Below are 12,278 nucleotides of genomic sequence, written 5' to 3'. Positions count from 1 at the left end.
CGCTGCAGATCGTCCTCGACGAACCAGGCGAGCTCGCCTCCAGTTGCGGGATCGCCCCGATCGATGACGACACCGAAGCCGCGATCTCTATCAGCAACGGCCGGATCACCCAGCGGGCCACCGGCCCTGGAGCCCTTCGTATTCCCACCACCGTGCAGGCGTGTGCAGGCAAAGCATGACGGCGTGGCCACGAATATGGAAGACGCGGCCGAACCGTGAATCTGGCACGCTTCCACGACTCGGACCGATCGAACTGCGCAGTTACAGAACACAATTCGCGTGCGGAGCTGGTCGATCTGGCACGTCCGAACATCTGCCCCTCGAGTTCCCTCCGAACCGCTCGCACATGCTGGTTGCCTCGCCGCTACCTGCACCTCACGGTGTGCGCGCGGTTGGTCGGGAGGATGCTGGTGATCGTGATGAAGCTGGAGTCCCCGCGCCGCAAGCTCGCCAGCGTGGATTGGTATCGCCAGTTGGCCAACTCCAGCGTCTCGCCTTTGCATATCCCGCGATCGAGGTCGAATTCGCTCATCCTGAGCATTGACCGGTCGTCGTTGGGATAGTGGACGATGTAGGCGGTCCCGCCTTCGAAGGTCGCCGAAATCGGTACATCACCATCGATCGGGAGATCGATAGACCTCGCTCGGGGCTCCCCTGTCAGGCTCACCGAGACGAGGCTGCCCTCTCTGGTCACCCAGTACAGCACGCCGTCGTGGACCCCCCACGACTTCGATTGGATGTCACCGGGGAACCGGGGAACCGTCCTGTCGGAAAGAGGGTGGGGTCCGCTGTCGCTCGCTATCTCGATGATCCGGTAGTCGGTTGTGGAATCGGCGGGCACGATCGCGTATCCCCGATCGAGTTCCGCTGTGTCACCGCACAACACCGAGCTTTGCGATCGCGCCATCGTCGGCCCGGTGTCGTATGGATGGCCGAGTTGGACTCCGTCGGCGGTCCAGTGATTCAGTCGCACCGTCGATGGGCTCGCACTGTAGGCCGCGGCGAGCCATTGAACCTCACCGGTCCGGCAGATGGATAGCCCGGAGATATCGCCTTCGACATACTCCCGGAACGCCTGACCGGACGACGACACTCGGACCAGCAGATGCCGAATCTCGTTGTTGTCCATGCCGACGTTGAACGCGAAAACCGCTTCGGTGCCGTCCGGTGAGGCCGCTGATCGTGTCAGCACCGCGCCGCTGTCGAGACCGGTGCTCCACACCTCGCGCAACGCCGTGTCCACGACCACGATCCGATCGCCGGCGGGGAAGGCGAACCCATCTCCGAGGCGCTCCATCGTCGGTTCGAACGCGATCGGATACTCGCCCGCGAGCGTGGTTTGGCCGCGACCCGAGATTGTGAGCAGGCTGACCTGATCGTGGCGATTGATCGGTGGGTTCAACTCCGCGGAGATCGCGACCCAATCCTGCGGGCCGGCATAGGGCGGACCGTCCTCACCACGGTATGTGAAGTAGACGTAGGTACCGGCCGCAGCGATCGCGATGACAGCTGCGGCCGCGCCCGCCGCGAGCTTGAGACGGGTGGAGGGTGTCACTCGAATCTCCGGGTGTTGTGCGATTTGAGGATGTCGATCGGATAGACGCCGAAGTTGGGTGGCTGGTACGGGTAGCGCTCGCTGATGTCGAGACCGCCGCCGGAGGCGTGTTTGTAGGCAGCCCACACCAGTTGGGAGCAGTTGTAGGAGTCGTCGTACACCTGCGTCCGGGTGAGCAGGAAGTTGCCGTTGTAGCCCTTGCCGACCTGTTGCTCGGCGAACGCTGCGGCCGCGTCTCGGGTCGCGTTATCGGTGTTGACCGACAGGTAGATCGGTCGGCACACGCCCTTGCGGGCGTCGCCCTTGAGCAGCCGGACACCCAACTCTTCGTTCACCGCCTCCACTGTCCAGATATCGCCGGTGCCGCCGGTGTGGTCATTCCTGACGAATATGCCGTTGTGCCCGTGATTGGCAACCCGGTAGGACGTCGCGTCGGAGAAGAAGACATCACCGCGGTTGGTCCGGTCGTTGCCCGGCGGGACGAAGTCGCAGTTGGTGCTGTTGCCGCCATCGGAGATCTCCTGCACCTCGTCGTAGGAGCCTTGCACACGGTCGAGGACTGCATGGAACCCTTCGTCGGTCGCCATGCCGGCTTCTTCGATCACTTCCTTGCCCGTCCGATAGATCTCGTCGAGATCGCCGATCTGCAGCAAATCAGCGATCTGCGCGATCACGTCGGCGTAGCCGCTGATCTCACCGTGCTGGAACTGCTGGACGAAGCGAACCGTACCGTCGACCGGGCGCGGAGGCTCGATCGGGTATCCGTGCGGTCCGGTCTCGTACCCCTCGGCGGCCCACTTATCGTGGATCTGTCCAGTAACCTCATAGGCGCCGGTGCCAGGGTGCCAGTAGATCGAGCCGTTGTCGAAGCGGTTGAACCGGCCCACTCCGTCCGCGGTCGCGGTCTCGTCACTGACCGGGTACCCGAGAAGGCCTTGCTCCCAGCCGATCTCACCCCATCGGTCGCGGATAGCGCCCGCGACGTAATAGGCCTCGTTGAGCTTCCAGTAGACGGTGCCGCCGTCGAAGTACTGGCGGCGGCCGATGCCGTCGGGGTTGACCAGTTCGTCGGAGGTCGGATACCCGAGCACACCGCCTTCCCAGCCGTTGCGCTGCCAGGCTGCGAAGAAATGGTTTACCACCGGATGCGCGCCGCCCCACGGCGACCAGTAGATCGGCCCGTTCTGGAACGTCGACCGCTTCCCCACACCATCGGGGTTGGTCAGCTCGTTGCTGATGGGATAGAGCAGGAAGCTGTTCGGGCCACCGAGGGAGTTGTACTTGTCGCGGATCGCGCCGCACACTTCATACGGGGCGGGCCAGTACACCTGGCAACCGGGCGCGGCGAACGTGGTCACCTCACCCGAGGTGGACGCCAACTGCGCCTCCATGGTCTCCGCCTTGTCGGCGTCTTCCTTGCTGAACCCGTCGGGGATCTCCTGACAGTCCGAGCGCATCTTGCCCGGCACGACCTCCCGGTTCGGGTTCTTGGTCGGCTCCCACGTCTCCGGCTTGACCTTCTGCCCGCCCGGCGGGCCGGCCGGACACGAGCCTTCCTGCGAGGTACGCGTTGTCGACGACGGCTCTCCAGATGGTTGCTGTCGCGGGCCTGTGGTCGGTTGAGGTGACGGCCGAGAGGTCGTCGACGGCGAGGGAGTGATGATACTCGGCGGCGCCGGTGAGGTGGTCGCCGGTGGTCTGGGCGTGGCGGGGGCCGGTGTCGTGGTCGTCGGTATGGTGGCAGCCGGTGGTGTGCTGGAAGGTGTCGTCGGAGTTGGACTATCGGTAGGGGGTTGGGCATGAGCGAGCTGTGTCCCGGCAGCGATCACGAGCACAGCCATACCGACAGCGCTGACATGACGGAGGTTGCGGCGTCTTCGCGAAGCCTCACCCTCTGCTGGACTGAATGACGTTCTCATCAGACCCCCCTCTACCTCATCAGGTTCGCCAGACTGTTGCCGGCGCGGAACTAGAGAATCACATGGGCAACTGCTTGTCACTCTTGCCACACCCGAAAGGTCAACCAGGCCAGCCAATCTTCTCGAACCCGGGTGGCGCAGCCACTGCGTTGACCTGCGAGCCAGCTTGATGCCGCGTTCGACCATGCGTGTAACCAATCGATTGCTACCTGCACATAATGTCTGGCCAGCGTGACGTTTCGCGGATCTGGATCTGTCCGGAATCTGAATCGGTGGCGGCGCGAGGTCGTCGGCCAGGGTGCGAGTCAAGGTCCGGTCAGTCGGCGTGCGGGCAGGTTCCGTGGCGAGCGACCAGTGGGGTGTTGTTACTTCAGGCCGACTTGGAGCGTTATTGTCGCGCGGCCTTCGGGGCGGTGGGCGGGCGCACGCTACACCGGCGGCGTGGGCGGTCAAGCCGCGTATGCCGACCAGGATGGGTGCCAACCGCTCGATGATGGGCCGGAGGGCAAGGTTCTCGGCTTGACCGCCCACTGACGCCGCCGGTGTCGACGCGTTGCGCCCACCGCCCCGAAGGCGCGGCGCGGACACCCGTATCTGGTTGTCTCAGTGCGCTTATCGGGCTCGTCCCTCCAGTGAGGAGCCGTCACGTGTCGTCGTTCGAAGCTGTACTGAAGGATCCGGACCAGTTCATCGCCGCAGTACCCGCGATGCTGGGATTCGTCCCGGAACGCTCGTTGGTCGTCGTCGCACTGCACCACGAGGCGGGACAGCGCTACGCGGTCAAGGTCGCTGTCCCAGCTGGCCGCGGCGGCGCGCCAGATACCAGATCGGAGGGCCTGTTGGCTCATCTCAAACAGCAGTTCAAGGACGCGCTGAGCTCGATCGAGCCCGGCGATGACAAGACCAACGCCCCCGAGGCCCACCGGCTGGTGCGCGATGCGCTCGAAGCCGACACCGTGCTGGCCGGATACGGCGTCAATGACTGCCTTCTGCGTCCCGGCGACCGAGTTCTCATTGTCGCCGCACCCGCCTATTCGCGACTCATCGTCTATTCAGCCCGGATTCTGGCAGCGGCGCTCTGGTCGTTCCGCTCCACGCCATGGGGAGACATCCCGTGAAAGACAACGATGTCACGACGGCGCTCCGTCTTCTGTCGCGACTCGGCCTTACGATCGACGACCTTCCCGAGCGCGGTGACGGCCAGCGATCGGTGCCCACCTTCTCGGAGTACATCGAGCACCTGCGCGCCGCGCTGCCGGACACCACCGTGCACAGCTACGAGCCGTATTGGCGGGCCCTGGAAGATGCTTGGGCCGACCGGCCACTCGACTCCCCCACGACCACCGAGATCGATAAGCTCGTGAAGCAGCGCCGATGCACAGCCGCAGTCCGATCCAATTACCGTGGCGGCCGCGGCGCGGCAGCGAACATGGTGGCTGCGATCCGATGCATTTACCGACATGCCGAAGCAGACAATCTGATTCGACCGTCGGACAACCCGGCGACCAAGGCAGCGAAACCCCGAAGACTGCCGAGCACCCGGCACGCCCTGACATTCGAACAGGTCCGAGAGATCGGGCGAGTGGCATCCACAACAGGAAACGATCAAGAGCTCGATTCGCTGATCGTGCGACTACACATCGAAACCGCGTGCCGCAGGGGCGGTGTACTCTCGCTGACCGTCGACGACCTCAACATCGAAGATTGCCTCATCAAGCTGCGCGAGAAAGGCGAGACCGCACGCTGGCAGCCGATCTCTCCCCTGCTGATGGCTCGGCTGGTCGAACATGTTCGCAGGCGGGGTGGGCCGGAGGCGACCACACAGGTCCTTCGGTATCACAATGGACGCCCGGTCGGCCGTCGCCGCTACGACTACCTGTCGAATCGACTCCGCGAGCACCTCCCCTGGGCCGCCGCCATGCAAGTCAGCGCGCACTGGTTGCGCTACACCACGCTCACCTTCGTCGAGCGCGAGTTCGGTTACGCCGTCGCCCGCGCCTACGCCGGACACAGTGAACCCACCCGCATCGACGGCGCCACCTACACCTACGTCCGGGCCTCGTTGCCGGAGGTGGCCGAGGCGTTGACCGCTGTCTCGGGGCAGTCTCACCCCCTAGCGCACTCCAATCGCCCCGCTCAGACCACGCAAGCCTGAATCCGCATGTGACTGCACAGAAGTTGCTCTTCCATGTGTTTGCACGGCCGGTCTACTGTGACTGCATGACCACCCAACCCGGGGCAAGTTCGCCCACCTCGAGTGACAGAAGTAGCGTGCCGTCACATGAGTGATGATCTGAAGGGCAAAGGCGCGCTGGTCAGTGGGGCGAGCCGGGGTATCGGGCATGCGGTGGCGGCGGAGTTGTTGTCGCGGGGGGCCAGTGTGCTGATCACCGCGCGTAAGCCGGAACCGCTCGAGCAGGCCGCCGAGCAGTTGCGGGCGTTGGGGCATCCGGGGAAGGTGCTCGCGGTGGCGGGGAATTCCGGGGACGCCGGGGCGCGGGCGGAGCAGGTGGCTGCGGCGGTGGCCGAGTTCGGGTCGCTCGACATTCTGATCAACAACACCGGGATCAATCCGGTGTACGGCGCGCTGATGGACGCCGACCTGGATGCCGTGCGCAAGATCTTCGACGTGAATGTCGTCGCGGCGCTGGGTTATATCCAGGAGGCCTACAAGGCGTGGATGCGGGACAACGGCGGGGCCGTGGTGAACCTGGCCAGCGTGGCCGGGATCCGCTCCACCGGGGTGATCGCGGCGTACGGTGCGTCCAAGGCCGCGCTCATTCGGCTCACCGAGGAGCTGGCGTGGCAGTTGGGGCCGCGTATTCGGGTGAACGCGGTCGCGCCCGGCGTGGTGAAGACGAAGTTCGCGGACGCGCTGTACTCGGCCGATGAGGAGGCCGCCGCCAATGCCTATCCGATGAAGCGGCTCGGCAAGCCGGAGGATGTGGCGGCGCTGGTGGCGTTCCTGGCGTCGGATCAGGCGTCGTGGATCACCGGAGAGACCGTGCGCGTGGACGGCGGACTGCTGTCCACCGGCGGCATCTGAGGTTCGCCCCCGCAGCCGGGGCTGGCATCGCTCGGCGAGTCGGAACCGCGAAGAACGCTCGTGGCTCGCCACCCGTGCCCCCGGGCGCTCGGCATCAGCATCCCCGGGCGGCGGCTCAAACCAGTTCGGCGAGTTTGCGTTCCAGCACCGCCCGCTCACGATCGTTGCCGCACAGTCGAATCGCGTCCTGGTATTCGGTGCGCGCTTCGGTGGTGCGGCCCAGGCGGGCCAACAGTTCGGCGCGCACGGTCGGCAGCAGGTGCGAGGTGGAAAGGCTTCCGCTCGAAGCCAATTGATCGACGATCGGGAGGGCGGCGGCGGGGCCGTGCGCCATGGATACCGCGACCGCGCGGTTGAGGTCGACGATGGGGGCCGGGCGCAGGCGGCCCAGCGCCTCGTAGAGCACCACGATGCGCTCCCAGTCGGTCTCCTCGACCGAGGGGGCGACGGCGTGGCATTCGGCGATGGCGGCTTGCAGGCCGAAAGCGCCCAGGCCCCTGCCGATCTCGGCGGCGCGGGCCAGGGCGGCCTGGCCGCGCCGGATGGCGGACCGGTCCCAGCGGCGGCGGTCCTGGTGTTCGAGCAGGATCGGTTCGCCGTCGGGTCCGGTGCGGGCCGGGAAGCGCGCCGCGGTGAGTTCGAGCAGGGCCAGCAGTCCGTGGGTTTCGGGTTCCGTGGGTACCAGCCGGGCCAGCACCCGCGCGAGACGCCGTGCCTCACTGGCGAGGTCGAGTCGGATCAGGTCGTCACCGGAGCTGGCCGACGAGCCCTCGGTGAAGATCACGTAGACCACCGAGAGCACCGAGACAAGACGTTCTGCCCGTTTGTCGGCGGGTGGAACCTCGAACGGAACCCGCGCCGCCGCAAGGGTTTTCTTGGCGCGGGTGATGCGCGCCTGCACGGTGGCGGTGGGTACCAGGAACGCCTTGGCGATCTCGTCGCTGGTGAGACCGCCGACCACCCGCAGCGTGAGGGCGACCCGAGCTTCCGCCGACAGCACCGGATGACAGGCGGTGAACATGAGCGCCAGCACGTCGTCGTCGATCTGATCGGGATCCCACGGCATATCCGGTTCCGAGTCCACGGGGGTCGCGCCCGCGACGATCCCGCCCTCCCCCAGCCCGTGCGCGAGGTCGGCGTAGCGATCGTCGAGGGCGGCGCGGCGGCGGAAGGTGTCGATCGCGCGCCGACGGCCGACGGTGAGCAGCCAGCCCGCCGGATTACGCGGCGCGCCATCGCGCGGCCAGCTCACCAGCGCCTCGGCCAGCGCCTCCTGCGCGAGGTCCTCGGCCAGCGAGAAATCCCCGGTGTAGCGGGCGAGCGCGCCGACGATCCGGGCGGATTCGATCCGCCAGACCGCGGCGACGCTCTCCCTGCTCGCGACCTCACTCATGCGCTCGGACGCTCAGAGCTGACCGGTCTCTTCGCGCCAGGCCCGCTCCCGCTTGACCCACTCGTTGTCCTGCGGAAATTCGTCGATGCTGGGCACACGGCGGATCTCGGTCTTGATGCCCGGACCGGTCATGGGCATCCGCTTGGCCCATTCGACGGCCTCCTGCTTGGAGGTCACGTTCAGGATGTAGTAACCGCCGAACAGTTCCTTGGTCTCGCCGTACGGTCCGTCGGTGACCACGGGGGTCTCCGACGAGTAGTCCACGACCACGCTCTCCGCCGGGTCGTCGAGCCCCTCGGCGGCGACCAGTACGCCCGCCCGGATGAGCTCGTCGTTGAAGCGGCCCATGGTCTCGAGCATCTCGTTGAAGTCGACCTCGGCGAACCGGGCGAAGCCTTCGTCGGTGGCGCGCATGATCAGCATGTACTTCATGGTTGTCTCCTCGGTGTCGCGGGTCCCTCTCGAACCCTCTCATCCCTAGGTCGAACGGGCGCGACATCGAATCGACACGGCCGCGAATTTTTCTCGCGAATTTTTTCTACAGCGCTGCCGGGCTGTCCAGCCGCAGCACGCAGCGGGTGCCGGAGTAGATGGTGGGCATGCACTGATTGCAGTGGATACAGGCCGACCGCCGGGTCCGGTCGGCTTCGATGCGCCGCACCAGATCGGGTTCCCGCAGCAGTGCCCGGCCCATGGCGACGAAATCGAAGCCCTCGGACATGGCGAGCTTCATGGTGTCGTGGTTGGTGATGCCGCCGAGCAGGATCAGCGGCATGGTCAGCTCCCGCCGGAACTGGCGGGCGCGGTCGAGCAGATATGCCTCCCGGTACGGGTATTCCCGCAGGAAACCGCGGCCGATGAGCCGGAATCCCCAGCGTGCCGGGGGCAGCAGCACCTGAGCGAACTCGTGGCGCGGCGCATCGCCGTGGAAGTACAGCATGGGGTTGAGCAGGGAGCTGCCCGCGGTCAACTCCAGGGCGTCGAGCGCGCCGTCCTGTTCCAGCCAGGCCGCGACCCGCAGTGATTCGGGCAGCCGGAGACCGGCGCGCACGCCGTCCTCCATATTCAGCTTGGCGATGACGGCGAGCCGGTCACCCACGGCGTCGCGCACGGCACGGGCGATCTCGCGCGCCAGCCGGGCGCGATTGGCCAGCGAGCCCCCGTAGCCGTCCTTGCGCCGGTTGAGCAATGGGCTGAGGAAGGAGCTCACCAGATAGTTGTGGCCGAAATGGATTTCGATCGCGTCGAATCCGGCCTCCTCGGCGATCCGGGCCGCGGCGGCGTGTTCGGCGATGATGCCCCGGATCTCGGTGTCGTCCGGGACGTGCATGGGACGCATGCCGAGCGGACTGAACAGGCGGCTGGGCGCGAGTGCGGGCGCGCGATTGGAGGCAGCGTTGGCGACCGGCCCGGCGTGGCCGATCTGGGCACTGGCCAGGGCACCGGCGGCGTGCACGGCATCGGTGAGCCGCCGCAGCCCCGGTACCGCCTCGGGCCGCATCCAGATCTGATGCCGGTCGGTGCGGCCGCCGGGTGCGGTGGCGCAGTAGGCGACGGTGGTGAGTCCGACTCCGCCCGCGGCCATTTCGCGGTGAAAGGCGATGAGCTCGTCGGTCACGAGCGCGTCGGGGGTGCGGCCCTCGAAGGTCGCGGCCTTGATCACCCGGTTGCGCAGGGTGATCGGGCCGAGCCGGGCGGGTGCGAAGATCTCGGTCATGCCCGGCCGCCCGGTGATGTCAGCCCGGCGACGACGAAATCGCGCAGGGCCGCCACGGATTCCGGCGATACGGTGGTGTCGGTGCCGAAGCGGCTGATGATGAGATCGAAGGCCAGTCTCCAGCGACGGCGACTGTCGGCCGGGGTGAGTTCGGGTAGCAGGCCGACCCACGAATCCATGTGGAACCAATGGCGAGTCCACGTCATCGGATACCGGCCCAGTACCAGCTGCGCGAGCAGCCGCAGGTGCAGCCGCCCGACCGGATCGCCCGAGAGCTCCACGAACGGCGCGATGACCGCGTCCACCACCGTCGGCACCGCGGCGTGCTCGGTGTCCAGATCGGTGAGCCGGTCGGCCCACAGCGGGCCGAGACGATCCTCGATGAGCGCGGCGACCAGGTTTTCCTTCGAACCGAAGTGGTAGTGCACGGCAGCGGGATTGGCCCCCGCCGCCGTGCAGATCCCGCGCACCGAGACATCCTCGTAGCGCTCGGTCAACAGCAGTTTCTCGGCGGCGGCCAGCAGCCGGTCGCGGGTACCCGCCCGCGCGGATGTCTTCTCGACCATGAGAGAAGTGAAACACGTTGCATTCGTCGTTTCAATCATTGATTGAAACGCGTGTGGAGCGGCTAGCGCCAGAGCAGCGCGGCGGTGGTGTCGCTGTGGCGGTAACGCAGGTACTTCTCCACGGTCTCGGTCGGCACGGCGGCGGTCGCGGTGGCGAAGGTGATCACCAGGAACTCCTTCTCACTGCCATTGCGCCACTTACCCGTCTCCCAGTGCTCGACGTACATGCCCGGGCCGAGCTTCACATCGCCGTCGTCGAACTGGTCGACCGCCGCGGTCGCGGTGGCCGCATCGCCCATGCCCAGGATCAGCTGCGTGAGGATGAGGTCGCCGCCCTCGGCCGACCAGGTCAGCTCCGCCGCGTACTCGCAGCCGAGATTGGTGAGTGTGCCGTTCTCCTCGATGGGGGCGCAACTGGTGTCGTCCTTGCCCTGCACCCACTGCGCCTGCAAGGCCACATCGCCGAGCCGGAAGTTCCAGTCGCCGCCGTACTCGGTGTAGCTGAGTTTCGCGCCCGCCGCCGGTTTCGTGGTGGGGGCGGCGGTCGTGGTGGTGCGGGTCGTGGTGGTGGGGGCGGCGGAGGTCGTCGCCGTGGCGGTGGTCGTGGTGGCGGCGGCCTGCTTGTCGTCATCCTTGCCGGTGACGACCACGACCGCGCCGATGACCAAGCCCAGCGCGGCCACCACGACCACCGCTAGGGTGATGAGCAGGCCGTTGTTCTTCTTGGGCGGCATCGGCTGATAGCCGGGCGGCTGATAGCCCTGCTGGAAGTCGGGCTGCTGGTACCCGGCCTGAGGTTCGGGCTGCTGGTATCCCGGCGGTTGATAGCCCGGTTGTTGATAGCCCGGCTGCTGGTAACCCTGCTGCTCCCAGCCCGGCTGACTCGCCTGGGGTCCGGGCGGCGGCACCGGCTGCCCCCACCCGGCCGGGTCCTGTTGCGGTTGCTGGCCGTACCCGTACGGGTCGTGCCCAGGTGGGTATGTCATCGCGTTGCTCCTCCCCGATCACTGCTGACCTCGTGACCCTACCGAATCAGACAAAACGCGCCCGCACCGAACGCTCCGTGCGGACCGTGATGCAATCACCGGGTGAGCTGCGATCTCCTCGTCTGCGGGCTCGGCCCCGCCGGGCGAGCCCTCGCCCACCGGGCACTGGCCCACGGGCTGTCGGTCACCGTGGTCGACCCGCATCCGAACCGGCGATGGACGGCCACCTACGCCGCCTGGGCCGACGAGCTGCCGCCCTGGCTGCCGTCCGCGGCCGTCGCGGCGACGGTCGTGAACCCCGCCGCCTGGGCGCTGTGCCGCGTCGACCTGCACCGCGCCTACTCCGTGTTCGACACGACGGCCCTGCAACGCTGCCTGGACCTGACCGGGGCGGAGATCGTCGCCGACAGCGTCGTGGAAATCCTTCCCGCCCACCGTGATCGGACCGAGAGCGTCCGGCTCGCCTCGGGCTCGGTCCGCACCGCCGGACGCGTCGTCGACGCCCGCGGGCTCACCCGCTCCCCCGCTCGCGCCGAGCAGACCGCCTTCGGCGTGGTGGTCGATCGCGATCCGGAGTTCGACACCCTGTTCATGGACTGGCGTCCGGACAATGGCGCGGATGCGGCGGCACCGCGGTCGTTCCTCTACGCGATCCCGCTGAACGAGCACAGCATGCTGCTCGAGGAAACCTGTCTGGCGGGCCGCCCTGCTCTCGGCACCGCCGAACTCCGCACCCGGCTGCACCACCGCTTGCGTTCGCGAGGCATCACAGTCGGCGTGGACGCGCCCGTCGAGCGGGTCCGGTTTCCCGTTCAGGGGGGTAGACCGAGCCGCCGTGGCTTCGGCGCGGCCGGTGCGCTCACCCACCCCGCCACCGGATACAGCGTCGCCACCGCCCTGTACACCGCCGACGACCTGGCCGCCGGACACTCGCTCTGGTCGCCATCGGCGCGGGCGGTCCATGCCCTGCGGCTGGCGGGCCTGCGCGCCCTGCTCGCCCTCCCCGCACCGGAGGTGCCGGTATTCTTCGACGCCTTCTTCGCGCTGCCACCGCAGCTGCGGCGCGCGTACCTCTCCGGCCGCGACGACCTACCCG

General features: G+C 67.2%; 11 protein-coding genes. 4 read left to right on the top strand and 7 right to left on the bottom strand.

Features of this window, described 5'->3' with window-relative positions:
- Nucleotides 1-364: 364 nt before the first annotated feature.
- On the bottom strand, nt 365-1,555 hold the full coding sequence (locus QK444_RS21750; protein ID WP_282783116.1) for a hypothetical protein: 1,191 nt from the start codon (nt 1,553-1,555) through the stop codon (nt 365-367).
- Entirely contained in the window at nt 1,552-3,024 is a 1,473-nt protein-coding gene (locus QK444_RS21745) for a YiiX/YebB-like N1pC/P60 family cysteine hydrolase (RefSeq protein ID WP_282783113.1), read from the bottom strand. Before QK444_RS21745 ends, QK444_RS21750 begins: the two co-directional genes overlap by 4 nt.
- A 1,097-nt stretch (nt 3,025-4,121) precedes the next feature.
- On the opposite strand from QK444_RS21745, the gene QK444_RS21740 reads away from it, so the two are divergent.
- The 3 genes from QK444_RS21740 (at nt 4,122) to QK444_RS21730 (ending at nt 6,520) form a co-directional block, all read left to right on the top strand.
- Nucleotides 4,122-4,592 (top strand): DUF4192 family protein, encoded by a 471-nt coding sequence (locus QK444_RS21740; protein WP_282783112.1) that lies wholly within the window; start codon nt 4,122-4,124, stop codon nt 4,590-4,592.
- A complete protein-coding gene (locus QK444_RS21735; RefSeq protein ID WP_282783110.1) occupies nt 4,589-5,629 on the top strand; it encodes a site-specific integrase in 1,041 nt (346 codons plus the stop codon). The genes QK444_RS21740 and QK444_RS21735 overlap by 4 nt, the downstream gene beginning before the upstream one ends.
- 126 nt (nt 5,630-5,755) lie before the next feature.
- Nucleotides 5,756-6,520 (top strand): SDR family oxidoreductase, encoded by a 765-nt coding sequence (locus QK444_RS21730; RefSeq protein WP_282783108.1) that lies wholly within the window; start codon nt 5,756-5,758, stop codon nt 6,518-6,520.
- Between the two features lie 115 nt (nt 6,521-6,635).
- On the opposite strand, the gene QK444_RS21725 is transcribed toward QK444_RS21730, so the two are convergent.
- The 5 genes from QK444_RS21725 to QK444_RS21705 form a co-directional block, all read right to left on the bottom strand.
- On the bottom strand, nt 6,636-7,913 hold the full coding sequence (locus QK444_RS21725) for a DUF6596 domain-containing protein (protein WP_282783106.1): 1,278 nt from the start codon (nt 7,911-7,913) through the stop codon (nt 6,636-6,638).
- A 12-nt stretch (nt 7,914-7,925) separates the two neighbouring features.
- Nucleotides 7,926-8,345, bottom strand: a complete 420-nt coding sequence (locus QK444_RS21720; protein WP_282783104.1) for a YciI family protein — start codon at nt 8,343-8,345, stop codon at nt 7,926-7,928.
- A gap of 106 nt (nt 8,346-8,451) precedes the next feature.
- Nucleotides 8,452-9,630: an NADH:flavin oxidoreductase gene (locus tag QK444_RS21715; RefSeq protein WP_282783103.1), complete on the bottom strand. Its 1,179-nt coding sequence runs from the start codon at nt 9,628-9,630 to the stop codon at nt 8,452-8,454.
- Nucleotides 9,627-10,196, bottom strand: a complete 570-nt coding sequence (locus QK444_RS21710) for a TetR/AcrR family transcriptional regulator (RefSeq protein WP_282783101.1) — start codon at nt 10,194-10,196, stop codon at nt 9,627-9,629. Before QK444_RS21710 ends, QK444_RS21715 begins: the two co-directional genes overlap by 4 nt.
- A gap of 62 nt (nt 10,197-10,258) precedes the next feature.
- The gene (locus QK444_RS21705) at nt 10,259-11,182 is read right to left on the bottom strand and encodes a hypothetical protein (RefSeq protein WP_282783099.1); all 924 of its coding nucleotides are present in this window, start codon (nt 11,180-11,182) and stop codon (nt 10,259-10,261) included.
- A 102-nt stretch (nt 11,183-11,284) separates the two neighbouring features.
- Between QK444_RS21705 and QK444_RS21700 the strand changes: the two genes are divergently transcribed.
- On the top strand, nt 11,285-12,278 hold a 994-nt coding region (locus tag QK444_RS21700; protein WP_282783097.1), incomplete at its 3' end, for a lycopene cyclase family protein.

Source organism: Nocardia sp. CC201C (assembly GCF_030010695.1).
Classification (GTDB): Bacteria; Actinomycetota; Actinomycetes; order Mycobacteriales; family Mycobacteriaceae; genus Nocardia; species Nocardia otitidiscaviarum.
Note: the sequence above shows the minus strand (reverse complement) of the source record. Positions and strands in the feature narration are given on the sequence as shown.

Excerpts from the sequence above, each read along its gene's own strand:
- QK444_RS21730 (WP_282783108.1), top strand. The coding sequence starts at position 5,756 with ATGAGTGATGATCTGAAGGGCAAAGGCGCGCTGGTCAGTGGGGCGAGC.
- QK444_RS21705 (WP_282783099.1), bottom strand. The coding sequence starts at position 11,182 with ATGACATACCCACCTGGGCACGACCCGTACGGGTACGGCCAGCAACCG.
- QK444_RS21720 (WP_282783104.1), bottom strand. The coding sequence starts at position 8,345 with ATGAAGTACATGCTGATCATGCGCGCCACCGACGAAGGCTTCGCCCGG.
- QK444_RS21715 (WP_282783103.1), bottom strand. The coding sequence starts at position 9,630 with ATGACCGAGATCTTCGCACCCGCCCGGCTCGGCCCGATCACCCTGCGC.
- QK444_RS21710 (WP_282783101.1), bottom strand. The coding sequence starts at position 10,196 with ATGGTCGAGAAGACATCCGCGCGGGCGGGTACCCGCGACCGGCTGCTG.
- QK444_RS21725 (WP_282783106.1), bottom strand. The coding sequence starts at position 7,913 with ATGAGTGAGGTCGCGAGCAGGGAGAGCGTCGCCGCGGTCTGGCGGATC.